A 24,467-nucleotide genomic window follows, 5' to 3' on the forward strand; every position below is an offset into this window, starting at 1 on the left:
GTCAGGAGCCGAAGGCCAGCGGGATCCAGTTGCCGAACAACCAGAATCCCCATCCGCGGTGCTGGTCGCGGTAGGGCACCACCGGCTGACCCTGGTAGTTGAACGGGTGGGCGTTCGGGCGCACCACCGGGGCATGCGACTGCGGCCGAGGCGTCGGCGCCTGCTGCTAGTGGACCTGCTGTGTGCCACCGCCGGAGTGCGGTGCCGGTGCTGCCGAAGCGAGCCCCGCGCCGACCCCGAGGCCTGCTGCTGCGACGCTGCCCGCGGCCACGGTGCCGATGGCGATCTTCCTCAACCTCATGTCCTCAACCTCTCTCGTTGCTCGTCGGTCCCGCGAATGCCGTGGACCTGCGGCGCGGCCGGTGTGTCACCCGCCTGCCGACCACACAGACGTTAGGAACCGGAACTGGTGTTTTCCGTTGTGCGAGCTGGCAATCAGCTGTGCCTCATCGGCAGCGCACACACCGGGAGGGCACGCACCGGCGGTACCGGGGGAACACAGCACCGCACGGTCACGCCCGGCGGTCGCCGTAGGCTACGGATGAACCAGTCGAACATCAGGAAGTGGTATTGCACGTGAGCAACCTCGAGATCGATCCGGTCGAAACCGACTGCGTCCCGACTCCGCCTGCGCATTCACGGCCCGACGGACTGGCCGTGGAGATCCTGACCGCACGAGACGTACCGCTGGGCGGTCCGCGCGCCATGACGGTGCATCGCACATTGCCGCAGCGGCAGCGATCTCTGATCGGCGCCTGGTGCTTCCTCGACCACTACGGTCCCGACGACGTGTCGGTCACCGGCGGCATGGATGTGCCGCCGCATCCGCACACCGGACTGCAGACGGCGAGCTGGTTGTTCACCGGCACCATCGAACACCGTGACACCAAGGGCAACCACGCGATGGTCCTGCCCGGTGAGCTCAATCTGATGACCGCGGGCCACGGCATCGCACACACCGAGGTGTCCACCCCCGACACAACCGTGCTGCACGGCGTGCAGTTGTGGATCGCGTACCCGACAACGCCCGCGAAACGCCCCGCGACTTCGCACATTACGCACCCCCTGAGATCGTGCGAGAGGGCTTGAGCGCCAGGGTTTTTCTGGGGACACTGCTCGGTAGCACCTCTCCGGTCACCACTTTCACGCCACTGGTCGGCGCCGAGATCACGCTCGCACCGGGCTCCCGCATCGATCTCGATGTCGATCCGGCCTACGAACACGGCATCCTGGTGGATCTGGGTGAGGTGGTGGTCGACACGACACCGGTGCCGCGGCGCGAACTCGCCTACGTCGGCATCGGCACAGACGTCATCCCGCTGAGCAATCCCGGTGACGAGCCGGCTCGGATCATGCTGCTGGGTGGGCAACCCTTCGGCGAGGAGATCCTCATGTGGTGGAACTTCGTCGGGCGCACCCATGAGGAGATCGTCGGCTATCGCACCGAATGGGAGAACCACAGCGAACGTTTCGGACAGGTGCAGGGCTACGAGGGTCCGGTACAACATCTGCCCGCTCCCCCATTGCCGCATACCCGGCTGCGCACGCGCGTGAATCCCCCTCCGCGCGTCGACGACTGATTGTCACGGCAACTACCCTCGGACGGGGCAGGACCCGCGCGGGCGAAGCAGACGGCCGCACACATCATCCCCGCGGGTGGGTGACGACCAGGAGAGGTGGGGTCATGTCGACTCTGACCGACAAGACCGGCGCCGCAGTGACGGTGTCGGAGAACGCAGACAAGTCGCGCTACGAGGTGAGCACCGAGGGCACCATGGCCGGTTTCACCGCCTACGCCGACCGTGGCGATCAGCGGATCTTCTATCACACCGAGGTCTCACCGGAGTTCGGCGGACGCGGCCTGGGCACCATCCTCATCGAGCAGGCGCTCACCGACGTACGCGCACAAGGCAAGCGCGTCGTGGGCGTGTGCCCGATGGTCGCGGCCTACCTCACCAAACATCACGATTTCGACGACATCACCGATCCGGTGACCCCGGAGATCCTTGCTTACCTGAAGGCCTGAGGTCTGGCGAGAGAGTGCATCGACGCCGCACAGCCGCGCCGGGCGTACCCGACGCGGCTGTGTCGTGTTCAGGGCGCTGTCGCGTTCAGTGCGGTGTCGTATTCAGGGCGCGAGACGTCAGTTCTCGAGCCCCATGAGGCGGGCGAAGTTGCCGATCCCGGCCTCCTCCTCATCTTCGGTCCGCTGCGCTGCACTCTCCGCCGGGCGGCGGCGCACACTACGCCCGCTGCCGGAGAGAATGTCGGCCAGTTCGCCTGCGGCACGGTCGATCCGGTCGCCCAGGGTGGCCGTGTCACCGGTGTTGCCCGCCCAGTCCTCCGATGCGGCGTACACGCCGGTCGGCAGCACGATCGCGCGCAGGTAGCTGAACATCGGGCGCAGAGCGTGGTCGAGCACCATCGAATGTCTCGGACTGCCACCGGTCGCGGCGATCAGCACAGGCTTTCCCGCGAAGCTGTCCTTGTCGACGATGTCGAAGAACACCTTGAACAGTCCGCTGTAGGAGGCATTGAACACCGGAGTCACCGCGATCACGGCATCGGCGTCCTCAGTGGCCTCGATGATCTCCTTCGCACCGCCGACTCCGTATCCCGACACCAGACTGGTGGCGAGGTCGACGGCGCGATCCCGCAAGTCCACCGAGGTGATCTCCAGATCCGCACCGGTTGCCGAATGATACTGTGCAGCAACCGATTCGGTGAGTCGATCAGCCAGCAGCCTCGTCGACGACGGATTGCTCATGCCGGCGTTGACCACTACCAGTCGTGTCATCACGCCACCTCGGCCTTCGCGGTGCCCGATTCGGTCGCAGCGACTCAGCGGCGGCCTTCTTCGCCGCGACCAGCGACTGATGCGTGGGGGCCTCGGGCACGTCGGCAGGGCGTCCCTGCGCGAAGCCGGCACGCAGATCCGGCAGCACCTCACCGAGCAGGTCGAGCTGCTCGAGCACCGTCTTGAGCGGCAGACCGGCGTGATCGACGAGGAACAGCTGCCGCTGATAGTCGCCGAAGTCGTCGCGGAACTGCAACGTGCGCTCGAGGAACTGCTGCGGGCTGCCCACGGTCAACGGGGTCTGGGCGGTGAAATCCTCCAGCGACGGACCGTGACCGTAGACCGGCGCATTGTCGAAATACGGACGGAACTCGTTGACGGCGTCCTGGGAATTCTTGCGCATGAAGAACTGTCCGCCGAGTCCGACGATCGCCTGATGGGCCTTGCCGTGTCCGTAGTGCTCGTAGCGCTGACGGTAGAAGCGGATGAGCTGCTGGAAGTGCGACTTCGGCCAGAAGATGTTGTTGGCGAAGAAGCCGTCGCCGTAGTAGGCCGCCTGTTCGGCGATCTCCGGGCTGCGGATCGAGCCGTGCCACACGAAGGGCGCGACGTCGTCGAGCGGGCGGGGCGTGGCAGTGAACGACTGCAGCGGGGTGCGGAACTTGCCCTCCCAGTCGACCACGTCCTCGGTCCACAGACGATGCAGCAGGTGGTAGTTCTCGATCGCCAGCGGGATGCCCTGACGGATGTCCTTGCCGAACCACGGGTACACGGGGCCGGTGTTGCCGCGACCGAGCATGAGGTCGACGCGGCCGTCGGCCAGATGCTGCAGCATCGCGAAGTCCTCGGCGATCTTCACCGGGTCGTTCGTGGTGATCAGCGTGGTGGCGGTGGACAGGTTGAGGGTGCTGGTCTTACCTGCGATGTAGCCGAGCGTGGTGGTCGGCGACGACGAGAAGAACGGCGGATTGTGGTGCTCACCGATCGCGTACACGTCCAGGCCGATCTCCTCGGCCTTCATCGCGATCGCGACCTGCACCTTGATGCGCTCGTACTCGGAAGGCGTCACACCGGTGGTCGGGTCGGTGGTGACGTCGCTGACGGAGAAGAGTCCGATCTGCATTTCATGCCTCCTAGTGAGAATCACCCTGTATAACCGGACCACGGTCCAGATATTCCGAGTGTAGACGGGGCATCGGCGACAAGCATCCACACAACCGGCACAGGTCCAGACTCTGCCGCCACAACACCAGCCAGTCGCGAAACACCAGCCAGTCGAGAAAGCCAGACCAGCTCCGCGACACGATCAGGCCGGGTGACAACCGCCGGCGTCGAATTCGGCAGCGTCGGCCAGGTAGCGGCCCGACGGATAGTAGGCACCCATCGTGTCGCTCTCGTGATTGAGCGTCGCGTGCGCGATCGACTGCGTGAAGGACGCGTCCGCGAGGAGGTTGCGCATGACCAGCGCCGTTCCCGGCGACGTGCTCGCAGGCAGCCACGCGACACCGCAGGCCGGTGTTGCGTATCGGGGCCGGTCGGCAGGCGCGGACACCACCACGGTGAAATGGCGCTGCGCATCCAGCGGAATGGACTCGTCGGCCAGACATGCGACGGCCTGTGTGGTCGCGAACTTCTCGCTGCACATCGACCAGTACCGCACCTGCCCCGACCCCATCGGTGATTGGCCGGACCCTGTCGCCGGGAAGGTGGGCATGGTCGCGGTGACCACGAGCACCTTGCCGTAGTGCGGGTTCAGCAGCGTTGTGACGTACTGGTTGTCGACGTTTGCGCCGAGTCCCCCTGCCGCCCCCTTTGCCGTGACTCCGGTGACAGCGCTATAGGCACTGTCACCCAGCAGGTCGCTGCGCAGGAGTTGCGCGTAGGAGGTCTGGGCGTTGATGAACTTCTGCCACGTCGGCGGGTTCGTTCCGAACGCCCCGATTCCGGCCGCCGCCACCGGCGGCAACGAGGCGAAGGTCGCGGGTGCGACAAGGGTCGGATTGTTCGCCGAACATGTACTGACCGTGGTCTCGTTCGAGTCGACCACGGTCACCGACGGGAACCCGGCACCGCCGGAGGCCTCATCGACGTCGTGGTCAACCTGATAGATGCGATAGAGGATGCTTATCTGCCCGCCCTTCGCCGATCCCGTGTACAGGGTGTTCGGCACGCAAGTCGCGGGTACGGCGGCGGGCACCACCGACAACTGATACGAGCGCGCCGTGGCGTTGCGGTCGGCGCCGACGACGAATGGGTTCGTCGAGCCCGCGGCCGGCGAGATCAGCGAGTCGTGTATCGCGTCGCCACTTCCCGATCCGGCCCCCTGTAGCGCGACAGCCATGTACCGCGCGTGCGGGAAGCGTCCGTCGAGCCGGATCTGCTGGCCCTGCTTCAGCGGCACCGACACCTGCCAGTAGCGCGCATTCAGGTCGGGGTACAGCGCATTGGGGACCGCCTTCCAGCCGCAGCCCGACGACGTTGCCTGCGCACCAGGCAGGAATGTCGGGCCACTGCGCACGGGGGCACCTGACGCGACACCGGCGGATCCGACCATTGCGAGCACCACGGCCAACGCGGCGACCATCAGGGTCATCCACGGGCGTGACACAGTGCTAACAGATTTCATGGAGTGTTCATCCCAACTATTGGCAAGATCACCGGATAGCACTGCACTAGCGGTGCGAGTGCACGATCATGTGCTAACGATATTGTCAGATCATTCAGTTCGTTGTCCAGTCGCAGGATCCCCAAGGAGCACATATGTCACCGCTACCCGAACCCAATCGTCGGCAGGTCCTGGGAATGATGGCCGCCGTCGGCAGCGCCGTACCGCTGGTCGGTGCATTCGCCGGTGCACCGGCGGCCGATGCTTCACCGACGCGACCCAACATCATGATTTTGATGACCGATCAGGAACGGGCAGACGTCGCGTTGCCGCATGGCTTCGCACTTCCCGCGCGCGAACGGCTCGCCGCCCACGGCGTGCGATTCGGCATGCACCACACCCCGACTGCACCGTGCTCGCCCGCGCGGTCGACGATGTTCACCGGGCTGCAGGCGCCCGTCAACGGGGTTCTCGACAACGTCGGCAACAGCGAATACATGTCGGGCAACTTCAACCTGAAAGGTGCTAACGCACAGGCGAATGCGAGTATGAGCACGTCCATTCCGACCCTTGGCACCGTCATGAAGAAGGCCGGCTACCACACCGCCTACATCGGCAAATGGCATCTGAGCGATCCGGTGGGAACCGACGTCACCGCTCTCTCCGGATACGGGTTCGACGAGGCGATCGACATCCTCGGCGGCGGTTCGCCCGACGAGGGCCTCGAACACGACCCCGGTGTCGCCCAGCATGCGATCTCGTGGCTGCAGCAACATCGCGACGACACCGAACCCTGGCTGTGCGTGGTCAGCATGATCAATCCGCACGACATGATGTTCTGCCCGCGCTTCTACCGGCTCTCCGACGTCAACGACTACGGTGCCGGGCTTCCGGTGAACTTCGAACAGTCGCTGGCGACCAAACCCCATGTGCAGTCGGTGTGGCGGGTCGAGAACCAGGCGGTCGGGGGCTTCATGCCCGAGAATCTCAACTCGTCGCTCGCGAAAGATCAATGGCGACAATGGGGTAATTGGTACCTTCATCTACTCGATGCGACCGACACGCTGATGACGAGAGTGCTGGATGCAATGTCACCGGCCCAGTCCGCGGATACCGTGATCGTTCAGGTCGCCGACCACGGGGAGCTCGGCGGCGCACACGGCCTGCGCCAGAAGGGCGCGATGATCTACCGCGAGAACCTGAGGGTGCCGCTGGTGATCAGCGATCCGCGTCTGCCTGCCGCACACGGTGCCACCGTGACCGCCACGCCGACCACCCATGTCGACCTCGTTCCCACCATCGCGGCTCTCGCCGGCACCGACGCGTCGACCGTGACTCCCACGGTCGGCAAGGACCTCACCGGATTGCTGCGCGATCCCGCACTGCGGCTGCGAGAGTCGGTCCTGGTGACGTCAGACGCGAAATCCTCCGGAGCGCTCCCGGGCGTCAAGTACTGCATTCGCGGCGCCATCACCGAGCAGTACAGCTTCGGTCGGTACTCCACCGCCGACCACATCACCGGCCCCGCATCGGAGTGGGAGTACGAACTCTACGACCGTCAGCGCGACCCCTGGGAGCTCGACAACCTCGCCTATCGGGGTGGTGCGCGCTCGCTGGTCGCCGACATGAATGCTCTCGTCGACGAGTTGGAGTCGGCCGAGTTGAAACCTCTGCAGTGATTCCCCGGCGCCTTTGCTGACCACACCGGCCAGAAAATGTGCACGGACGTCTGAAGATTTCGCACTCGTAACAGTTTCGTTTACTGCAGGCGCAGTCGCGGATCTCGTGTTTTTCTTCTTGTCGTACATACGACCGGTTGAACCGTTCACCGGTCGCAGGGGGAAGGATTCGGGTGCAGGCCACACGACGTCAGGTTCTTTCAGCAGCGGCCGTCGGTGGCGCTGCGCTCACTGCCGCAACAGTTCTCGACTCAGGTCTCGCAGGACAGGCCGCCGCGGCGCCATCCACCGGGGATACCGGAAGCGAGCCGTTCCTGATCGGCTGCGGCGCCTCCGACATGACCGGCGCCGTGGCCGGTCAGGGCATGATGGGCTACTCCGAACTCGACCAGGTGGCCGAGGGATTGCGGCAGCGCTATTTCGCGCGGGCTTTCGTGATGGTGGACCGCTCGAGCGGGTCGCGTTTCCTCTACGTGCTCGCCGACATCGCGTGCCTGTTCGACTCGATCTACACCGAGACACTGAAACGGCTGCGCGCGCAGTTCGGCGACGCCTACACCGCGCAGAACACGATGATCACCGCGAGCCACAACCACAACTCCTGCGGCGGCACCGCACACGACTACGCGTACTCTCTGGCCGCATACGGCTTCAAACGCAACAGTTTCGAGGCCGAGGTGTCGGGGATCGTCGAAGCGGTCGCCATGGCCCACGGGCGACTGGCACCCGGATCGGTGTCCATCGGCCGCTCCGAACTGCACAACGCCAGCGCCAACCGCTCGATCACGGCGTTCAATCTCAACCCCGCCTCGGACAAGAAGTACTTCCCCGGCGCCATCGATCCGCGGGTGACCGTGCTGAAGTTCACCCAGGGCGGCACCGAGGTCGGCTGTCTGTCGTGGTTCGCCACGCACGGCACCTCGTTGACCAACGGCAACCGCTACCTGTCCCCCGACAACAAGGGCATCGCGTCCTATCGCTGGGAACACGACGAGAAGGGCTGGCGCTACCTCGACGGACCGCCGGAGTTCGTGGCGGCATTCGCACAGTCCAACTCCGGTGACATGACGCCGAATCTGTGGGTGCGCCAGTTCCACGCGGGTGGTCCCACCGCCGACCACACCCGCAATGCCGCGATCATCGCCGAACGTCAGCTCGGCGCGGTGAAGGACGCCTACGCCGCCGCCACGCCGCTGCCGGGTTCGGGGGTGAAGTCGATCCTGCGCTACATCGACATGGCCCATCAGTTCGTCGACGGGAAGTGGACCCCCGACGGCAAGCCGGGGATCACCACCCCGACGATCATGGGCGCCTCAGCCGCGGCGACGTCCTCGGAGGATCAGGTGTCCACGCAGACGCCGTTCCTTCAGGAGGGCATGAAGGATGCCGCCGCCAAGCTCTACGGCGTCGACATCTCCCGGCTCCCCACGATCCCGCAGAAGTACCTGTCGGCGCAGGCCCCCAAGGTCGATCTGCTCCCGCTGGGATTCTTCCCACCCGCACCCTGGAATCCGCAGATCTTGCCGATCCAGCTCGTCCAGATCGGACCGCTGGTCCTGGTCGGGATGCCGGTGGAGGTGACGATCGTCGCCGGACTGCGCATCCGCCGACTCATCGCCGCGGATCTGAAAGTGCCACTGGAGAACGTGATCTGCCAGGGATATGCGAACAGCTACTGCCAGTACGTCACCACCCCCGAGGAGTACGAGGCCCAGGAGTACGAGGGCGGCGAAACCCAGTTCGGCAAGTACGAACTGCCCGCCTTCCTGCAGAACCTCCACCAGCTGGCTCTCGAGTTCACCGGCAAGCGGTCGTCGCTGAATCCGGCACTGCGTTCCCCCGACAACTCGGCGCTGCAACCCGACCTGCTGCCACCGATCCCGGCGGACACCCCGTTGCCCGGCAAGAGATTCGGTGACGTGATGGTGCAACCGAAGAAGTCGTATCGCGCGGGTTCGACGGTGGTGGTGGATTTCTGTGGCGGCCATCCCAACAACAACCTGCACCGCAATCACACCTATCTGGAGGTGCAGCGCAAGGAACGCGGGTCCTGGGTTCGGGTGGCCGACGACGTGACCTATGAGACCACTCTGCACTGGGAACGCCCCAATGGTTCGAGCACGCAGTCGATCAACCGGGTGCTGTGGGCCCTGACGCCGACCAATGCCATGGCCGGAACGTATCGCGTTGTCCATCACGGGGATTGGAAGGACGCCGGCGGCCGAATCCACCCCTACACCGGCATCTCCAACGCCTTCGACATCGTCTGAGGCGGATCACCCGAGCCACGCCACGCAACGCAGGATCTCAGCGCTCGACCAGCCCAGCCGAGAACACTCGCGACTGCGGGATCTCACCGGTCTCGATCTGTTCGACGAGCAGCTCCGCGGCGGCCGCAGCCTGGTCTTCGCGCCGGGTGTCGACCCCGGTGATGCCATAGGCCTGCGCCACCATCCCGTCGGCAGTCACCACCTCGATGTCGGCCCCCACCGCCGCGATGGCCGAAATACACCCCACCGCAATCGAATCCAGTGGAACGTAGACGGAATCGACTTCGGGGTGACGGGCCATGAGCCGCCGCGCGGCGTCGGCGCCACCGACGGAGCGACCAGCGGACGTGTCGGCGATCTCGATCGGCGCGTCGGCCGAGAGCCGACGGAAGGCATCGATGGTGCCCACCGTCATCTGTCGCTGACCATCGTCGGCGATCAGCGCGGTGTGGCGTCTACCGGTGCGTACGAAGTGATCGAGCACCGCGGTCACCGCACTCGACCGGTCCAGGGACACCGACGCGACCCCGCGTGATCCGGCCGACCCGCCGATCACCACCACAGGCAGCTTGCGTTCGAGCAGCTGCACGAGCAGATCGCCGTCGGGTTCGGGGTCGATGAGCAGTACGCCGTCGACCGCCAGATCACGTATCCAGCTCGCCTGATCCGACGGCGGCATCAGCACCAGCGCATACCCTCGCCGCAGCGCCTGCGAGGCGCCCGCGAAGGCGGTGCGCATATACCAGTCGAACCGACTGTCGCGGTCGGGAGTCTGATCGGCCTCCAGACCGGTGACCAGGCCGATGGTCCTGCCGCTGCCGGTGCGCAGGGCGCGGGCGCGCGGGTTGGCCGCATACCCGAGCTCGACGGCGATGTCCTTGATGCGCCGACGGGTCCCGTCATCGACACGCCCCTTGTCGTTGAGCGCATGCGAGACCGTCGTCACCGACACCCCTGCCGCAGAGGCCACATCCTTGATCGTGGGTCGACGCACACCGAACCTTTCTCTACACACATTGCCGCCGACCTTATACGAGACGATCATGGCGGTGGCCGAAGACTTCGCCGATGTCGGTCCGATCCACCTGGAGATGAAGCGGATCGACGGCGGGCTCTCGGCACAGGGGTCGCCGGTCTTCGAATTCGAGGATCAGGAACAGATGGCAGCGATGACCCGCCGCCTGGAGGCCGCCGGACTCGCGATCGCCAACACCCACACTCCCACACTCAAGTCCTCGGGGATGAAGCCGTGGACCGACAACGAATCCCGCTTCAAGCGCGAAGTGGACCCGTACGGCCTTCTCGCACAGGGCAAGTCCGACGACGAACTCGAAGACGACGTCCACAACTCGACAGTGCTGCCCAGCAGCGGCTGGAACTACCGACTCACCGACACCTCCCGCCTCACTACCTCAGGAGAACAGCAGTGAACACGACCATGACCGCCATGAATCGCCGTGGTTTTCTGCGCGCGGTGGGCGCCTCCGGCCTGATCGTGGCAGGCGGCGCAACCCTCGCCGCCTGCGGCACATCCTCGAAATCCGGCTCCGCCTACGGGGTCACCAAGGACGGCAGCCGATTCGGCACGGTGCCGATGCAGCTCGGCTGGATCAAGAATGCACAGTTCGCCGGTGAGTACTTCGCCGATCAGCGCGGCTACTACAAGCAGGCCGGCATGACGGTGAACCTCATCGCCGGCGGCGCCGCAGCGACGGGCGTGGAGGCCGGCATCGACACCGGCAAGGTGTGGGTCGGTACGTCGACCCCGCAGAACACCGGTTCGGCTGTGGCCAAGGGGGTTCCGGTGACGATCGTGGGCGCGACGATGCAGGAGAGCCCCAATTGCATCCTGTCACCGGCGTCCAAACCCCTGAACTCCCCCGCCGAACTCAAGGGCCTCAAGGTGGGGGTCTCCGACCACAACGTGCCGGTGTTCACCGCGCTGCTCAAGGCCAACGGCATGAGCGCCTCGGATGTGAAGATCGTGCCGATGCAGTACGACCCGTCACCCCTGGCCAACGGTGAGGTCGACGCGATGTCGGCGTTCATCACCAATGAGCCGATCACACTGGCGGCCAAGGGTTTCCAAACCCACTCGTTCATGTACGGTGACCACGGGCTGAGCATGGCCGCGCAGGTCTTCGTGGTCCCCACCTCGGCGGTGCAGAAACAACGCGACATGGTCAAGGCGTTCTTGTCGGCGGAGGCGAAAGGGTGGCGAGACGCGGTGGCCGACCCCGCCAAGGGCGCCTCATACGCCGTCAACACCTACGGCGCCGATCAGAAGCTCGACATCAACACCCAGACCAAACTGTTGCAGGCATCGATTCCGCTGATCGCCACACCGCAGACCAAGGCCAACGGCTTGTTCCTGCTCACCGACGATCAGATCGATCAGAACATCACCTCGCTGCGCGGTGCCGGCATCGACGTCGACGCCGCCAAGCTGTTCGACATGTCGGTGCTCAAAGAACTCTATTCCGACGACAAGACACTGATCTGAGATGACTACCGTGACTGCTACAGACGCACGCAGCGCCACACTCGCCCTCGACGACACAGACGGCACAGACGGCACAGACGGCATCGACATCAGCGGACTGTCGATGACCTTCGGCGGCCGGCGAGGTTCGGTGGTTGCACTCGACGATGTCGACATCCACACTCCCGCCGGATCGTTCACCTCACTGGTAGGGCCGTCGGGCTGCGGCAAGTCGACGATCCTGCGTATCCTCGCCGGATTGCAGAACCCGTCGGAGGGCACCGTCGCCGTCCACGGCAAGACCACCGACGAGATCCGGGCATCGGGCCGACTCGGCATCGCTTTTCAGGACTCGGCCCTGCTGCCGTGGCGCAGCGTCGCCTCCAACATCGCCATGCCGCTGCAGATTTCACGCGCCGACGTCGGTGACACCGCGGTGAGCGATCTCATCGACCTCGTCGGGTTGTCGGATTTCGCCGACGCCAAACCGGCACATCTGTCCGGCGGTATGCGCCAGCGTGTCTCGATTGCGCGCGCACTGGTGAACCGGCCCGAGGTGCTCCTGCTCGACGAGCCGTTCGGCGCGCTCGACGACATGACCCGCCAGCGACTCAACACCGAGCTGCAGCGGATCTGGACCCAACGGCCCACCACCACGCTGATGGTCACCCACGGGATCAGCGAGGCGGTGTTCCTGTCGGATTCCGTGGTCGTCATGAGTGCACGTCCCGGACGGGTGCTCGAGGTGGTCGACATCGACCTGCCGCGCCCGCGCACGCCGGAGATGATGCGCACCAGCGCCTTCCACGCCTACTGCGATCACATCTCGGAGCTGCTCTTCACCCCGGCACCGGGCCGCGAGGCGCCGACGGCGCCGGATGCCGGCGAGATGTCGAACACGGGAACACGATCATGACCGCGATGACCCTCACCGAGCGTCGGATGCCGCGACTGCCCCGCGTATGCGGTTCCCCGCACGCATCAGCGGCCTGGCCGGACTTGTCACGGTGATCGGCCTGTGGTGGCTCGCCTCGACCACCGTATTCGCCGACGCCGGAACGGTGCCCAGCCCGGGTGCGGTGGTGTCGAAGATGGTCGACGACGGATGGGGCCTCTACGGACCGAATGTCAGCATCACCGCGCAGACCGCGCTGACCGGATTCCTCTGGGGGACAGTGCTCGCGGTCATCACCGCGCTGGTGGTGACGATCATCCCGGCACTGGAGGTCATAGCCACCCAGGTGTCGATCATCAGCTACTGCACACCTCTGCTCGCACTGGGTCCGCTGATCCTGGTGGTGTTCGGCGGATCCACGCCGTCGGTGTTCCTCGCCGCGATCTCGGTCTATTTCACCACGATGATTGGCACGCTCAACGGCCTGAAATCGGCCGACCCGCAGTCGCTGGAACTGGTCAGCGTCTACGGCGGCGGACGGTTCGCCAAGCTCTATCGCATCCAGCTCATCTCCTCGCTGCCACATCTGTTCGCAGCCTTGAAGATCGCGGCGCCCGCCGCGGTACTGGGTGCGATCCTGGGCGAATATCTCGGCGGTGTGGACACCGGTATCGGCGTCTCGCTGACCGCGGCGCAGAGTTCCTTCGAGGTCGCCCGCGCCTGGGGTATGGCGGTGGCAGCCGGGTTGCTCGCCGGCCTCGGTTACGCGGTATTCGCCGGTGTCGAGAAACTCGTGGCACGTGCGCTGTTCGGTGGCGTGACTCCGTCCACCTCGTCGCCGAACGCGGCGGCGGTCACCTCGGGTACCCGGCCGGTGCTCGCCTTCGTCACCCAGATCGTCGCTGCGGCGATCATCGTCGTGGTGATGTGGATGAGCTTCTTGGCCCTGTTCCCCCAGGTCAGCGGCCGGGTCGGTCGCACACCCGCCGATGTCGCACAGTATCTGTCGGAGTCGGCCAACCTCTCCGCGGTGCTCACCAATCTCCGTGTCACAGCGATTGATTCGGCGATCGGCTTCGCCGCGGGCATGATCGCCGCTGTCGTGGTCGCCTCGGCCTTCCTGGTGCTGCCCGCACTGCGCGGGACGATCATGCCGGTTGCCACCCTGCTGCGAGCGGTACCGCTGGTCGCACTCGCCCCGCTGATCGTGCTCGTCTTCGGTCGCGGGGTCGCCACTGTCGCCGTACTCGGCGGCATGGTGGTGTTCTTCCCCGCACTCGTGGTGATCGCCACCGGACTGGCCTCGGCACCGGCATCAGCGCTGGACGTGGCCACCGCCTATGGCGCCGGACGCTTCACACGCCTGCGGATGGTGTCGCTGCCCAGCGCGGTGCCGTCGGTGATGGTCGCCGCCCGGATGTCGGTGCCCGCGTCGCTGGTCGGCGCCCTCATCGCCGAATGGCTGGGGACCGGGCAGGGTCTGGGTTCGTCGATGATCAAGGCGATCCCCGCATTCGACTACGACCAGCTGTGGGCGTCGATCGCGGCGATCATCGCGGCCAGTGTCCTCGCCTACGCGATCGTCGGCGCACTCGAGCAGTTCGTGGTGCGACGTATGGCCGGCTGACCATCACGCGGCCTGCCCGAATCCGCGGGCCGCACCAGACCTCGGGCCCATCGAGGGCCCGATCCAGATGTGAACGGGGCACCGGCATTCCACGCGCCAGTCGGTGTCCCGTTCCCTTTCTGTCCGTTGCGATCGGCTCAATTGCGACAGACCCGCCGTCTCGTTGCATACCGTCTCGTTGCATACGGGGCCGATCCGCGACACCATCGAAGTCTGCGGCCACCGCGGCCGCACGGGGGGTTGATCTGCCAGGAGGTCGGCCCGCACATGCCGCATGACCGACGCACCCACCTCGCGGTGGCACTCGTGGTCGCGCTGCTCACCATCGCGATGATCGTCACGGCTGCGCTGTGGATCACCGACCGACCCACCGGCGCCGGTGGCCACGCCGACGGTCGCGACGGCGACCACGTGTCACCACTGATCGTCGGCAGTCAGGACCCCGGCGATCCGGCGCCCGCCCCCGTCACCTCGACCGTGCAGGCGTGCCCGGCCCCACCGGCCATCATCCCGGTGCGCGTGACGTTCACCGACCGCGGCCTGTCGGTTCTGACCGCCGCGTCGAGCGCCTGTTCCGGCGGCGATGTCCTGTCCAACAGCCACGCACACGTGACACTGCGCTCCCCGTCCGTGGTGATCGCAGCGGCGGACTTCGACCTGTCCGGTGCGCCCGTGGTGATCCCGGCCATCCAGCGGCCCCAGCGCACCATCACCCTGAACTTCCCCGACGGATCGTTCTATCAGTTGCCCGCCGAGATCGATCAGGAACCCGAATCGACCCTCACCATCACAACGCGTCGCGACGGCGTGAGCGCCGACGAACATGCCGAGACCGCGCGGGCGGCCGGCCCGGTCACACTCACCGCGACGACGCCGCACCCATCGCCCGACGATCACGCCGACGCCGTCGCCGCAAGGTCATTGGATGTGCAGGCAGACGCCGATCGATCGCGACTGGTCGCCGATCACTGGTTCGCCGAATTGAGCACCCGACGAGCCGGTGAGACGTCGCCGCAAGGCAGGTGGGATCATCTCGACATCCTCGACGAGACAGTCGAGGACATGCAGCGCTATCCCGATATCGCGGTGGTCCACAGTCGTGACTGGAGCGTGTTCGACGATGCTGATCGCTGGATCACACTGTCGGCGAGGCCTTTCGACTCCGCACACGATGCACTCGACTGGTGCCGGAATCACCACCTGGACGCCGACCGCTGCTGGGCACAACTCCTCAGCCACCGTGCGCCACCGCAGGGAAGCGCCGTCGTGCAGGGCGGATGAATCTCTGACGACCGAATTCTCTGCGGGTGAATTCTGCGCATCGTTCATTCCATGGCGGGAACAATCGGCAATTCGCCCGATCCGATGTTGCCTGTCGTGAAATATTCGCTTGCGAAATTCTCGTTCTGTCACGAATTCGCTCCTCATCGACGAGATCGCGGTGATAATCACTCCCACCGGGCGACGCCGCCGTGCGTGCCGCGACGGGCCACCGGCGGTCGATGATCTACGGAGGTCGAACAGTGGCGCCATCGGAGAGTCCGCCGGACCGCGACTCGAACCCCGCCGAGGGTCCGAACCCCGGCGAGGGGCGCAAGTACCGCGATGACGGGCCGCCCGCCGACAGCCAGTACGGCCGCGGCGCCGGCGCGATGGACTGGCAGGACTGGAATCCGCCGCCCGTGACGCCCTTCCGCGGCGACCGGACAACCCCGTTCGGGGCGGCACCACCACCTCAGGCGGGTTCGAGCGTCTCCTACCCACCACCGGCAGATCCCGGCGGACAGTACCCACCACCGGACAACGTCGGTCAGCCCTATCCGCCGACCGCCTCGGAGCCGCCGAGGTATCTGAACACCGCCCCGTCCGGTCGCGAATTCGCCAACCGGTCACGAGCCGGTCGCCCGTCGAGCTGGAGCGGCGGACGGGTCGCCACCGTCGTCGGCTCGATCGTGGCGGTGGCGGCCGTGGTCGCCGGCGTGAGTGTGTGGGCGGTGACCCGCGACGGCGGGTCGACGAAGGGCACCACCACCGCCGCAGCCACCGGCAATACGACGGTGACCGCCGCCGGAGGTGTGGTCACTGTCTGCGCCGACGCCCCGACGATCACCCCCACCGCGTTGCACATCGATTCGCGTGGACTTTCCGTCGAGACCACCGCGACCAGTCCGTGCTCAGGCGGCGACGTGCTCTCCAACTCCGACACCCGCGTGGCGGTCACATCGCCGCAGGGATTGATCGCCGCCGGCTCATTCGACTTCTCCGACAACCCGATCGCACTGCCGCCGGGTAAGCAGGGCGGTCGCACCCTGACGCTCACCTTCCCCGACGGAAACTACTTCTCCTCCCCCGCCGCGCTGCAGAACGAACGCGTATCCGATCTCTCGGTGGCCGCACAGGGGGCCGGGGCGCAGAGTACGAACTCGATGCCGGTTTCGGAGGCGTCGGGATCGGTGTCGGGATCGGTGTCGAGCCAGTACACGCCGTCGGGATATGACACCGACTCCGACACCGGAGATGCGTTACGCCGGCAGGCCACGGCCGACAGACAGCGCGTGCTGGCCGACAGCAACAACCAGTGGGTCGCCCAGCTCAGCTCCAAACAACCCGGCCTCACCGCCGACGGCAAGACCTGGACCAACACCGACATCCTCGCCGAGTTCATGTCGTTCTATCAGCGCTTCGGCGGTGCCCGGCTGCTGTGGAGCGACGACTGGTCGGTGTTCAGCGAACCGGGATGGTGGGTGAGTATCACCGCACAGACATTCCCGTCTGGTCAGGCGGCGGTGAACTGGTGTCAGCAACAGGGATTCGACCGCGATCACTGTCTGGGCAAACTCATCAGCGACACCGCGCCCGTGCAGGGTTCGACGATGTATCTGCCGGGCTGAGATCAGCCACGCCACTTGCCCAGTCCCCCAGCATCATTCACCGTTCACACCACCGAGGAGCACACGCACATGACCCACGGTTCGCAGACCGCACTGGCAGCGGGCGAGATGGTCCGCTATCAGGGGCAGTTCACACCGCACATGATCCGCGCACATATGAAGACCACCGTCACGATCACCGATCGGCGGGTGGTGGTGAACAAGCCACACATGCTGTTCGGGTTGATCCCGCACGGATATCTCGAGGCCGAATCGCCACTGCGACACATCAGTCAGTTGTCGGTGGGCCACCACACCTCGGGACGTCGACTGGTGCTGGGAGTCGTGCTGGGACTCTGCGCTCTGAGCGCGCTGTGGCAAGCCGTCGCGGACGGAGATGTCCGTTACCTGCTCGCATTTCTCGTGTTGCTGGTCGGCACCATCGTGGCCGTGCTGTCGGCGACCACGACCGGGATCTTCTTCCGTAACACCGGCGGCGGTGTTCTGGTCGCGTCGTCGGGGAGATCCGAACTCGCCGAGGCACAACGAGCACGGGCCGAGATAGGACAGTTGCTGTTCGGCTGACATCGCCAGCGGCCCCGCAAACACCGACCGCCGACGAAACCCTCCCCCGAACACGACGGGCCTCAGACACGACTGTGGCCCGCTCCCCTGACGGGGAACGGGCCACAGGTCACGTACGACGGGGCGGAAAGCCGGCCGATACTGCGCAGTGCAGAATTACTTGGCCTTCTCCAGCACCTCGACCAGACGCCAGTGCTTGGTGGCACTGAGCGGACGGGTCTCCATGAGACGGACACGGTCGCCGATACCGGCGATGCCCTTCTCGTCATGCGCCTTCACCTTGGAGGTGGTGCGGATGATCTTGCCGTACAGCGGATGCTTCACACGGTCTTCGAGCTCAACGACGATGGTCTTCTCCATCTTGTCGCTGACCACGTAGCCGATGCGCTCCTTGCGGGAGCCACGAACTTTCTCGGTCACTTTCTGGTCCTCACTCATGCGTCATCACCATCCGGACCAGCAGCCAGACCCAGCTCACGCTCGCGCATCACGGTGTAGATGCGCGCGATCTCCCGGCGCACCGTCCGCAGACGACGGTTGTTGTCGAGCTGACCGGTGGCCATCTGGAACCGAAGGTTGAACAGCTCTTCCTTCGACTCACGCAGGCGGGCGACCAGATCAGTGTCGTTGAGCTCACGCAGCTCAGACGCAGCAACTCCGAGTCCCATCAGAACTGCTCCTCTCTGGTCACGATACGGGTCTTGATCGGGAGCTTGTGCTGCGCGCGGCGCAGGGCCTCGCGAGCAGTCTCCTCATTGGGGTAGGTCATCTCGAACAGCACACGACCCGGCTTGACCGGGGCGACCCACCATTCCGGCGAACCCTTACCGGAACCCATGCGAGTCTCGGCAGGCTTCTTGGTCAGCGGGCGGTCCGGGAAGATGTTGATCCAGACCTTGCCGCCACGCTTGATGTGCCGGTTGATGGCGATACGAGCGGACTCGATCTGACGGTTGGTGATGTAGGCGCTCTCCAGAGCCTGGATGCCGTAGTCACCGAACGTCACCTTGGTGCCGCCCGACGCCTGCCCCTTGAGGCTGGGGTGGTGCTGCTTGCGGTGCTTGACCCGACGAGGGATCAACATGCCTCAGCCCTCCTGCTTTTCAGTAGGTGCGCCGGCTGCCGGAGCCTCGACGGTCGCGGTCGCAGCGCGACCGGCGTCGGTGCTCGTGGCGGTCGTGCCGGACGCACCGCTGCGGCGCGGACGGCTCGGCCGACGCGAACGACGATCGTCACCGGCCGGAGCCGATGCGGCTGCGAGCTCACGCTTGCCGCCCACGATGTCGCCCTTGTAGATCCACACCTTCACGCCGATGCGGCCGAAGGTGGTCTTGGCTTCATAGAGTCCGTAGTCGATGTCGGCGCGCAGCGTGTGCAGCGGCACGCGACCTTCGCGGTAGAACTCACTGCGGCTCATCTCCGCACCGCCGAGGCGACCCGAGCACTGGACCCGGATTCCCTTGACGTTGGGCTGACGCATGGCCGACTGAATGGCCTTGCGCATCGCCCGGCGGAAAGCCACACGGTTGGAGAGCTGCTCGGCGACGCCCTGCGCCACCAGCTGTGCCTCCGATTCGGGGTTCTTCACCTCGAGGATGTTCAGCTGAACCTGCTTGCCCGTGAGCTTCTCGAGGTCGCCGCGGATGCGGTCGGCCTCGGCGCCACGACGGCCGATCACGATGCCCGGACGAGCGGTGTGGATGTCCACACGCACACGGTCGCGGGTGCGTTCGATCTCGACCTTGGCGATGCCGGCCCGCTCAAGCCCCGTGGAGAGGAGCTTGCGGATGGCGACATCCTCTTTCACGTAGTCCGCATACTGCTTGTCTGCGTACCACCGGCTGTTCCAGTCGGTGGTGATGCCCAGACGGAAGCCGTGCGGGTTGATTTTCTGGCCCACTACCGAGCTCCCTTCCTGTTGCGGCCACGGCCGGCGACGGCCGCATCGGCCCTGCTCTCCACCACGACGGTGATGTGGCTGGTGCGCTTGCGGATCCGGAACGCACGGCCCTGGGCACGCGGCTGGAAACGCTTCATCGTCGGACCCTCGTCGGCGAACGCCGTCTGCACGAACAGCGTGCGGCGGTCGAGACCGAGGTTGTTCTCCGCGTTGGCTGCGGCGCTCGCGAGCACCTTGGCCACCGGCTCGGAAGCCGTCTGCGGCGCGAAGTACAGGATGTCCAGTGCTTCGTCGACGTTCTTGCCGCGGATCAGATCCAGCACACGACGTGCCTTCATCGGCGTGACGCGAACGAACTTCGCGGTCGCCTTCGCGGTCGGGTTCTGTGTGTCAGTACTCATGATTACCGGCGCTTCGCTTTCCGGTCGTCCTTGATGTGACCCTTGAAGGTACGGGTGGGGGCGAACTCGCCCAGCTTGTGCCCGACCATCGATTCCGAGACGAACACCGGGACGTGCTTACGACCGTCGTGGACGGCGAAGGTGTGTCCGATGAAGTCGGGGATGATGGTCGACCGACGCGACCAGGTCTTGATGACCTGCTTGGTGCCTTTTTCGTTCTGTGCGTCCACCTTGGCAAGCAGGTGGTCGTCGACGAACGGGCCCTTCTTCAGGCTGCGTGGCATTCTTCTACTCCTCCCTGCTTATCGCTTGTTCTTACCGGTGCGACGACGACGAACGATGAGCTTGTCGCTGTCCTTGTTCTTGCGGGTACGGCCTTCGGGCTTACCCCACGGGCTGACCGGGTGGCGACCACCCGAGGTCTTGCCCTCGCCGCCACCATGCGGGTGGTCGACCGGGTTCATCACGACGCCGCGGACGGTCGGGCGCTTGCCCTTCCAGCGCATACGGCCGGCCTTGCCCCAGTTGATGTTGGACTGCTCGGCGTTGCCCACCTCGCCGACGGTGGCGCGGCAGCGCACGTCGACACGGCGGATCTCACCCGAGGGCATACGCAGAGTGGCGTGGCCGCTCTCCTTGCCCAGGAGCTGGATCGAGGCGCCGGCCGAGCGGGCCATCTTGGCGCCACCACCCGGACGCAGCTCCACGTTGTGGATCTGGGTACCGGTGGGGATGTTGCGCAGCGGGAGGTTGTTACCCGGCTTGATATCGGCGGTCGATCCCGACTCGACGATGTCGCCCTGGTTCAGCCCCTTCGGCGCGATGATGTAACGCTTCTCGCCGTCCACGTAGTGGAGCAGCGCGATACGCGCGGTGCGGTTCGGGTCGTACTCGATGTGAGCGACCTTGGCGTTGATGCCGTCCTTGTCGTTGCGACGGAAGTCGATGACGCGGTAGGCACGCTTGTGGCCGCCACCCTTGTGACGAGTGGTGATACGACCGTGCGCATTTCGTCCACCCTTGCCGTGCAGCGGACGAACCAGCGACTTCTCCGGGAAGTCACGGGTGACCTCGGCGAAGTCGGCGCCCGAGGCGCCGCGACGACCCGGGGTCGTCGGCTTGTATCTACGAATAGCCATGAGTCTTTCGGTCCTCTACTTATCTCGGTTAGTCCAGCCGGCCTCAGCCGACCGGGCCTCCGAAGATCTCGATGGGCTTGCTGTCCGGCGTCAGGGTGACGATGGCGCGCTTGGTGTCCTTGCGCTTGCCATAGCCGAAACGCGTGCGCTTGCGCTTGCCCTGGCGGTTGATCGTGTTCACACCGGCGACCTTCACGTCGAAGATCTCCTCGACCGCGATCTTGATCTGGGTCTTGTTGGAGTCCGGGTGCACGTAGAACGTGTACACGTTGTCCTCGATCAGTCCGTAGGACTTCTCCGAGATCACCGGGGCGAGGATGATGTCGCGCGGATCTGCGATCGTCGCCATGATCACGCCTCCTTCGCGGTCGTGTCGTTGCTCGCCCGCTCGATGTAGGAGTTCAGCGACTCGAGGCTGAACACCACCACGTCGGAATCGAGCACGTCATAGGTGTTGAGCTGATCGGCGGACAGGGTCCGCACGTTCTGCAGGTTCGCCACGCTCTTGCGCGCGGTGACGTCCTCACGGCCGATCACCAGCAGGAGCTTGCGCTTGTCGCTCAGGGTCTCCAGGAAGGTGCGCGCCGACTTCGTCGACGGGGTCTGACCGGAGACGAGCTCACTGATCACGCGGATCCGCTCGTTACGAGCGCGGTCGGACAGGGCGCCGCGCAGGGCAGCGGCCTTCATCTTCTTGGGGACGCGCTGGCTGTAGTCACGCGGCTGCGGACCGTGAACGGTTCCACCGCCGTTGAACTGCGGAGCGCGGGTCGAACCCTGACGGGCACGGCCGGTTCCCTTCTGGCGGTACGGCTTGGCGCCGCCGCCACGAACCTCGCCACGCGTCTTGGCCGAATGCGTGCCCTGACGGGCAGCGGCCTGCTGTGCGACGACGACCTGGTGCATCAGTGCGATGTTGGCGGTCGCGTCGAACAGCTCGGCGGGCAGATCCACGGTGCCGGCCTTGGAGCCGTCCGGGTTGGTGACGTCGAGCGTCAGATTGGTTGCGGTGTCAGTCATTACTTCGCACCACCTTTCACGGCCTCGCGCACGATCACGACGCCGCCCTTACGACCCGGGATCGCTCCCTTGATCAGCAGCAGGCCGTTCTCTGCATCGACCTTGTGCACGGTCAGGTTCTGGGTGGTCACCCGGTCGTTGCCCATGCGGCCCGACATGCGCATGCCCTTGAACACGCGGCCCGGGGTGGCGCAGCCACCGATCGAGCCCGGTGCGCGGTGCACGCGGTGCGCGCCGTGGGAGGCGCCCAGGCCGGCGAAGCCGTGACGCTTCATGACGCCGGCGTAGCCCTTGCCCTTGGACGTACCGGTCACGTCGACCAGCGCGCCGTCGGCGAAGATCTCCACCGACAGTTCCTGGCCGACCTCGTACTCGGCGACGTCGTCGAGACGGATCTCGGTGACGTGGCGACGCGGGGTCACTCCGGCCTTGGCGAACTGCCCGGCGACCGGCTTGGTCACCTTGCGGGGATCGATCGCACCCGCGGCGAGCTGCAGTGCGGTGTAACCGTCACGCTCGGCGGTGCGGATCTGGGTGATCACGTTGGGTGCGGCCTTCACCACGGTCACCGGGACAACCCGGTTGTTCTCGTCGAAGACCTGGGTCATCCCGAGCTTGGTGCCCAGGATTCCCTTCACGTTGCTCTGTGTCATCTCTTATCTACTCCGACTCGCCTACTGGATGTTGACGTCGACGCTGGCCGGAAGGTCGATGCGCATGAGCGCGTCGACGGTCTTCGGCGTCGGGTCGAGGATGTCGATGAGTCGCTTGTGTGTACGCATCTCGAAGTGCTCGCGGCTGTCCTTGTACTTGTGCGGCGAGCGGATGACGCAGTACACGTTCTTTTCGGTGGGCAACGGCACCGGGCCGACGACACGTGCCCCGGTGCGGGTCACGGTCTCCACGATCTTGCGCGCCGAAGCGTCGATCGCCTCGTGGTCGTAGGCCTTGAGCCTGATGCGGATCTTCTGTCCCGCCACGCTGTGTCCTCTTCCGTCTGGTCGGACGACGAATTGCCCGTCGCCCGAATCCACTTGACTCGGTTCGCAGATGAACACCGCCGGCTCCATGTGGCCGGACGAACACGTGCAGCCGTATCCGGCCACATTCTCAGACCCCTACCCAGGGCGTCGACGCTGTTCATCTGTCGTTGTGCGCTGACTCGCGCGGTTACCCGCACGGTCACTGCTGTCCATGGGCCCGCTGCTCCGGCACCCGCGGTCGGGCGTGTCGGCTTCGCACTCATACGAATGCGCTCGTCACACGCTCACCCCGGGGTATCGGTGGCGATACCCTGGTCCAGCCATGCTGCTTCGTCCTCGCCTTACGGTGATCGGGCCAGTTCGTCTCCGCTTGACCCGCCGTGGCGATTCGCTCCTGATCGTGGCCGCAGAAAACCGCGCACCCTCTCAAGGCAACCCGACCAGTATGCACGATCGCGGGCCCGAGATTCAAATCCCGCCCCCACGAACCACCAGGCCGCACCCGATGCGCCCGATTCGCCGATGACCGCGATCACACCGGCCCGGAGATGACGGCGATGTCACCGCCCGACGACGACCGGTCCCGGACACCTTTCTAGACTCCACCCATGTCCGGTGATCCCAGCTCGACCCGACCCAGTGCGGCCCGATCCAGTGCCACCTATGCCCTTCGCCGCAAGCTCCCACACAACGCATTGGGTGCCGCGCTCTTCTCGATCGGCATGGTCGCCCGGGTGCCCTACTTCGGGACGATTCTCCCCTATGTGAAGACGATGGAGCCCGGGTATTGCGAGGTGTACGCACCCAAGTGGTACGGCATCCGCAACCATCTGGGCACCTTCCACGCGATCGCCGCCTGCAATCTCGCCGAGACGGCGATGGGGATGTTGATGGAGGCCACCATCCCGACCAGTCACCGCTGGATCCCGAAGGGGATGACCAGTGCCTACCTCAAGCCGGCGACCACCGGTCTGCGCGCGGTGGCGACACTGCCGCAGCCCTTCGACCCGGCCCACTTCGCCACCGGACGCGACCTCGTGGTCCCGATCGCCATCACCGATCACGCCGGGGTCGAGGTGGTGCACTGCGACATCACCTGCTGGGTGACACCGCGCTGAGCAGAGCAGAGCTGGGCTGGGCATAGTAGGCGGCACCCCCATGGCGAAAATCGTCCCCGTGAACGGCGCCGAGGGCATAGTTCCCTCGGCGCTCAC

Annotated in this window: 28 protein-coding genes and 1 pseudogene; 12 read left to right on the plus strand and 17 right to left on the minus strand. The window is 65.6% G+C overall.

Translation table 11 applies throughout. The annotated features are described in order from the left end of the window. Position 1: 1 nt before the first annotated feature. Positions 2 to 127, minus strand: a complete 126-nt coding sequence (locus tag IEW22_RS20405) for a hypothetical protein (protein WP_268235487.1) — start codon at positions 125 to 127, stop codon at positions 2 to 4. Between the two features lie 39 nt (positions 128 to 166). Beyond that, the gene (locus IEW22_RS20410; protein ID WP_268235488.1) at positions 167 to 301 is read right to left on the minus strand and encodes a hypothetical protein; all 135 of its coding nucleotides are present in this window, start codon (positions 299 to 301) and stop codon (positions 167 to 169) included. Positions 302 to 576: 275 nt separating this feature from the next. Here IEW22_RS20410 and IEW22_RS15150 point away from each other — a divergent pair. Both IEW22_RS15150 and IEW22_RS15155 read left to right on the plus strand, forming a co-directional pair. Further along, a pseudogene (locus IEW22_RS15150) lies at positions 577 to 1,580 on the plus strand (pirin family protein). Between the two features lie 104 nt (positions 1,581 to 1,684). Next, a complete protein-coding gene (locus IEW22_RS15155; RefSeq protein WP_188587456.1) occupies positions 1,685 to 2,026 on the plus strand; it encodes a GNAT family N-acetyltransferase in 342 nt (113 codons plus the stop codon). Positions 2,027 to 2,143: 117 nt separating this feature from the next. Here IEW22_RS15155 and IEW22_RS15160 read toward each other — a convergent pair whose 3' ends face one another. The 3 genes from IEW22_RS15160 to IEW22_RS15170 all read right to left on the minus strand — a co-directional run bounded on the left by IEW22_RS15160 (position 2,144) and on the right by IEW22_RS15170 (position 5,390). After that, entirely contained in the window at positions 2,144 to 2,797 is a 654-nt protein-coding gene (locus IEW22_RS15160; RefSeq protein ID WP_188587457.1) for an FMN reductase, read from the minus strand. Further along, the gene (locus IEW22_RS15165; protein WP_188587458.1) at positions 2,733 to 3,920 is read right to left on the minus strand and encodes an LLM class flavin-dependent oxidoreductase; all 1,188 of its coding nucleotides are present in this window, start codon (positions 3,918 to 3,920) and stop codon (positions 2,733 to 2,735) included. Before IEW22_RS15165 ends, IEW22_RS15160 begins: the two co-directional genes overlap by 65 nt. 183 nt (positions 3,921 to 4,103) lie before the next feature. Then, on the minus strand, positions 4,104 to 5,390 hold the full coding sequence (locus IEW22_RS15170) for a hypothetical protein (RefSeq protein ID WP_229742749.1): 1,287 nt from the start codon (positions 5,388 to 5,390) through the stop codon (positions 4,104 to 4,106). A 167-nt stretch (positions 5,391 to 5,557) separates the two neighbouring features. On the opposite strand from IEW22_RS15170, the gene IEW22_RS15175 reads away from it, so the two are divergent. Beyond that, complete coding sequence (locus IEW22_RS15175) at positions 5,558 to 7,081, plus strand: sulfatase-like hydrolase/transferase (RefSeq protein ID WP_188587460.1); 1,524 nt, start codon at positions 5,558 to 5,560, stop codon at positions 7,079 to 7,081. A 173-nt stretch (positions 7,082 to 7,254) separates the two neighbouring features. Continuing rightward, a complete protein-coding gene (locus IEW22_RS15180; protein WP_188587461.1) occupies positions 7,255 to 9,351 on the plus strand; it encodes a neutral/alkaline non-lysosomal ceramidase N-terminal domain-containing protein in 2,097 nt (698 codons plus the stop codon). A gap of 37 nt (positions 9,352 to 9,388) precedes the next feature. Here IEW22_RS15180 and IEW22_RS15185 read toward each other — a convergent pair whose 3' ends face one another. After that, entirely contained in the window at positions 9,389 to 10,345 is a 957-nt protein-coding gene (locus IEW22_RS15185) for a LacI family DNA-binding transcriptional regulator (RefSeq protein WP_188587462.1), read from the minus strand. 49 nt (positions 10,346 to 10,394) lie between these two features. On the opposite strand from IEW22_RS15185, the gene IEW22_RS15190 reads away from it, so the two are divergent. From IEW22_RS15190 to IEW22_RS15220, 7 genes are all read left to right on the plus strand, one after another. Further along, positions 10,395 to 10,781 carry a hypothetical protein gene (locus IEW22_RS15190; protein WP_188587463.1) on the plus strand — a complete coding sequence of 129 codons (387 nt, stop codon included), beginning with the start codon at positions 10,395 to 10,397 and terminating at the stop codon, positions 10,779 to 10,781. A gap of 8 nt (positions 10,782 to 10,789) precedes the next feature. After that, a complete protein-coding gene (locus tag IEW22_RS15195) occupies positions 10,790 to 11,854 on the plus strand; it encodes an ABC transporter substrate-binding protein (protein WP_188587464.1) in 1,065 nt (354 codons plus the stop codon). A 103-nt stretch (positions 11,855 to 11,957) separates the two neighbouring features. Next, a complete protein-coding gene (locus tag IEW22_RS15200) occupies positions 11,958 to 12,749 on the plus strand; it encodes an ABC transporter ATP-binding protein (protein ID WP_229742750.1) in 792 nt (263 codons plus the stop codon). Between the two features lie 46 nt (positions 12,750 to 12,795). Next, complete coding sequence (locus IEW22_RS20520) at positions 12,796 to 14,355, plus strand: ABC transporter permease (RefSeq protein ID WP_188587466.1); 1,560 nt, start codon at positions 12,796 to 12,798, stop codon at positions 14,353 to 14,355. A 267-nt stretch (positions 14,356 to 14,622) separates the two neighbouring features. After that, complete coding sequence (locus IEW22_RS15210; protein WP_188587467.1) at positions 14,623 to 15,636, plus strand: hypothetical protein; 1,014 nt, start codon at positions 14,623 to 14,625, stop codon at positions 15,634 to 15,636. Between the two features lie 242 nt (positions 15,637 to 15,878). After that, positions 15,879 to 17,246: a hypothetical protein gene (locus IEW22_RS15215; RefSeq protein WP_188587468.1), complete on the plus strand. Its 1,368-nt coding sequence runs from the start codon at positions 15,879 to 15,881 to the stop codon at positions 17,244 to 17,246. 69 nt (positions 17,247 to 17,315) lie between these two features. Beyond that, the gene (locus tag IEW22_RS15220) at positions 17,316 to 17,810 is read left to right on the plus strand and encodes a hypothetical protein (protein ID WP_188587469.1); all 495 of its coding nucleotides are present in this window, start codon (positions 17,316 to 17,318) and stop codon (positions 17,808 to 17,810) included. Between the two features lie 156 nt (positions 17,811 to 17,966). Here the strand turns inward: IEW22_RS15220 and rpsQ are convergent, their stop codons facing one another. The 11 genes from rpsQ to rpsJ are packed head-to-tail and all read right to left on the minus strand — an operon-like array spanning position 17,967 to position 23,250. After that, on the minus strand, positions 17,967 to 18,248 hold the full coding sequence (gene rpsQ, locus IEW22_RS15225) for a 30S ribosomal protein S17 (protein ID WP_188587470.1): 282 nt from the start codon (positions 18,246 to 18,248) through the stop codon (positions 17,967 to 17,969). Further along, on the minus strand, positions 18,245 to 18,478 hold the full coding sequence (rpmC, locus tag IEW22_RS15230) for a 50S ribosomal protein L29 (RefSeq protein WP_188587471.1): 234 nt from the start codon (positions 18,476 to 18,478) through the stop codon (positions 18,245 to 18,247). The genes rpsQ and rpmC overlap by 4 nt, the downstream gene beginning before the upstream one ends. Then, a complete protein-coding gene (gene rplP / locus IEW22_RS15235; RefSeq protein ID WP_188587472.1) occupies positions 18,478 to 18,894 on the minus strand; it encodes a 50S ribosomal protein L16 in 417 nt (138 codons plus the stop codon). The genes rpmC and rplP overlap by 1 nt, the downstream gene beginning before the upstream one ends. Positions 18,895 to 18,897: 3 nt before the next feature. After that, positions 18,898 to 19,710 carry a 30S ribosomal protein S3 gene (gene rpsC / locus IEW22_RS15240; RefSeq protein WP_188587473.1) on the minus strand — a complete coding sequence of 271 codons (813 nt, stop codon included), beginning with the start codon at positions 19,708 to 19,710 and terminating at the stop codon, positions 18,898 to 18,900. Next, positions 19,710 to 20,111, minus strand: coding sequence for a 50S ribosomal protein L22 (rplV, locus tag IEW22_RS15245; protein ID WP_188587474.1), 402 nt, complete (start codon positions 20,109 to 20,111; stop codon positions 19,710 to 19,712). Before rplV ends, rpsC begins: the two co-directional genes overlap by 1 nt. 2 nt (positions 20,112 to 20,113) lie before the next feature. Further along, positions 20,114 to 20,395 (minus strand): 30S ribosomal protein S19, encoded by a 282-nt coding sequence (gene rpsS, locus IEW22_RS15250; protein WP_188587475.1) that lies wholly within the window; start codon positions 20,393 to 20,395, stop codon positions 20,114 to 20,116. Positions 20,396 to 20,413: 18 nt separating this feature from the next. Next, a complete protein-coding gene (gene rplB, locus IEW22_RS15255) occupies positions 20,414 to 21,250 on the minus strand; it encodes a 50S ribosomal protein L2 (RefSeq protein WP_188587476.1) in 837 nt (278 codons plus the stop codon). A 43-nt stretch (positions 21,251 to 21,293) separates the two neighbouring features. Beyond that, positions 21,294 to 21,599: a 50S ribosomal protein L23 gene (gene rplW, locus IEW22_RS15260; protein WP_188587477.1), complete on the minus strand. Its 306-nt coding sequence runs from the start codon at positions 21,597 to 21,599 to the stop codon at positions 21,294 to 21,296. Positions 21,600 to 21,601: 2 nt separating this feature from the next. Beyond that, positions 21,602 to 22,270, minus strand: coding sequence for a 50S ribosomal protein L4 (gene rplD / locus IEW22_RS15265; RefSeq protein WP_188587478.1), 669 nt, complete (start codon positions 22,268 to 22,270; stop codon positions 21,602 to 21,604). Beyond that, entirely contained in the window at positions 22,270 to 22,923 is a 654-nt protein-coding gene (gene rplC / locus IEW22_RS15270; protein ID WP_188587479.1) for a 50S ribosomal protein L3, read from the minus strand. Before rplC ends, rplD begins: the two co-directional genes overlap by 1 nt. Before the next feature lie 21 nt (positions 22,924 to 22,944). After that, on the minus strand, positions 22,945 to 23,250 hold the full coding sequence (rpsJ, locus tag IEW22_RS15275; RefSeq protein ID WP_003938093.1) for a 30S ribosomal protein S10: 306 nt from the start codon (positions 23,248 to 23,250) through the stop codon (positions 22,945 to 22,947). A gap of 611 nt (positions 23,251 to 23,861) precedes the next feature. On the opposite strand from rpsJ, the gene IEW22_RS15280 reads away from it, so the two are divergent. Then, positions 23,862 to 24,371 (plus strand): hotdog fold domain-containing protein, encoded by a 510-nt coding sequence (locus IEW22_RS15280; RefSeq protein ID WP_188587480.1) that lies wholly within the window; start codon positions 23,862 to 23,864, stop codon positions 24,369 to 24,371. Positions 24,372 to 24,467 lie beyond the last annotated feature (96 nt).

The sequence above is a fragment of the Gordonia jinhuaensis genome, from assembly GCF_014639795.1.
Taxonomy (GTDB): domain Bacteria; phylum Actinomycetota; class Actinomycetes; order Mycobacteriales; family Mycobacteriaceae; genus Gordonia_B; species Gordonia_B jinhuaensis.

What these genes read in the sequence shown, in the direction of transcription:
- IEW22_RS20410 (WP_268235488.1), bottom strand. Translation starts at nt 301, where the DNA reads ATGAGGTTGAGGAAGATCGCCATCGGCACCGTGGCCGCGGGCAGCGTC.
- IEW22_RS15155 (WP_188587456.1), top strand. Translation starts at nt 1,685, where the DNA reads ATGTCGACTCTGACCGACAAGACCGGCGCCGCAGTGACGGTGTCGGAG.
- IEW22_RS15160 (WP_188587457.1), bottom strand. Translation starts at nt 2,797, where the DNA reads ATGACACGACTGGTAGTGGTCAACGCCGGCATGAGCAATCCGTCGTCG.
- IEW22_RS15165 (WP_188587458.1), bottom strand. Translation starts at nt 3,920, where the DNA reads ATGCAGATCGGACTCTTCTCCGTCAGCGACGTCACCACCGACCCGACC.
- IEW22_RS15170 (WP_229742749.1), bottom strand. Translation starts at nt 5,390, where the DNA reads ATGACCCTGATGGTCGCCGCGTTGGCCGTGGTGCTCGCAATGGTCGGA.
- IEW22_RS15175 (WP_188587460.1), top strand. Translation starts at nt 5,558, where the DNA reads ATGTCACCGCTACCCGAACCCAATCGTCGGCAGGTCCTGGGAATGATG.
- IEW22_RS15190 (WP_188587463.1), top strand. Translation starts at nt 10,395, where the DNA reads ATGGCGGTGGCCGAAGACTTCGCCGATGTCGGTCCGATCCACCTGGAG.
- IEW22_RS15195 (WP_188587464.1), top strand. Translation starts at nt 10,790, where the DNA reads ATGACCGCCATGAATCGCCGTGGTTTTCTGCGCGCGGTGGGCGCCTCC.
- IEW22_RS15200 (WP_229742750.1), top strand. Translation starts at nt 11,958, where the DNA reads ATGACCTTCGGCGGCCGGCGAGGTTCGGTGGTTGCACTCGACGATGTC.
- IEW22_RS20520 (WP_188587466.1), top strand. Translation starts at nt 12,796, where the DNA reads ATGCGGTTCCCCGCACGCATCAGCGGCCTGGCCGGACTTGTCACGGTG.
- IEW22_RS15210 (WP_188587467.1), top strand. Translation starts at nt 14,623, where the DNA reads ATGCCGCATGACCGACGCACCCACCTCGCGGTGGCACTCGTGGTCGCG.
- IEW22_RS15220 (WP_188587469.1), top strand. Translation starts at nt 17,316, where the DNA reads ATGACCCACGGTTCGCAGACCGCACTGGCAGCGGGCGAGATGGTCCGC.
- rpsQ (WP_188587470.1), bottom strand. Translation starts at nt 18,248, where the DNA reads ATGAGTGAGGACCAGAAAGTGACCGAGAAAGTTCGTGGCTCCCGCAAG.
- rpmC (WP_188587471.1), bottom strand. Translation starts at nt 18,478, where the DNA reads ATGGGACTCGGAGTTGCTGCGTCTGAGCTGCGTGAGCTCAACGACACT.
- rplP (WP_188587472.1), bottom strand. Translation starts at nt 18,894, where the DNA reads ATGTTGATCCCTCGTCGGGTCAAGCACCGCAAGCAGCACCACCCCAGC.
- rplV (WP_188587474.1), bottom strand. Translation starts at nt 20,111, where the DNA reads ATGAGTACTGACACACAGAACCCGACCGCGAAGGCGACCGCGAAGTTC.
- rpsS (WP_188587475.1), bottom strand. Translation starts at nt 20,395, where the DNA reads ATGCCACGCAGCCTGAAGAAGGGCCCGTTCGTCGACGACCACCTGCTT.
- rplB (WP_188587476.1), bottom strand. Translation starts at nt 21,250, where the DNA reads ATGGCTATTCGTAGATACAAGCCGACGACCCCGGGTCGTCGCGGCGCC.
- rplW (WP_188587477.1), bottom strand. Translation starts at nt 21,599, where the DNA reads ATGGCGACGATCGCAGATCCGCGCGACATCATCCTCGCCCCGGTGATC.
- rplD (WP_188587478.1), bottom strand. Translation starts at nt 22,270, where the DNA reads ATGACTGACACCGCAACCAATCTGACGCTCGACGTCACCAACCCGGAC.
- rplC (WP_188587479.1), bottom strand. Translation starts at nt 22,923, where the DNA reads ATGACACAGAGCAACGTGAAGGGAATCCTGGGCACCAAGCTCGGGATG.
- IEW22_RS15280 (WP_188587480.1), top strand. Translation starts at nt 23,862, where the DNA reads ATGTCCGGTGATCCCAGCTCGACCCGACCCAGTGCGGCCCGATCCAGT.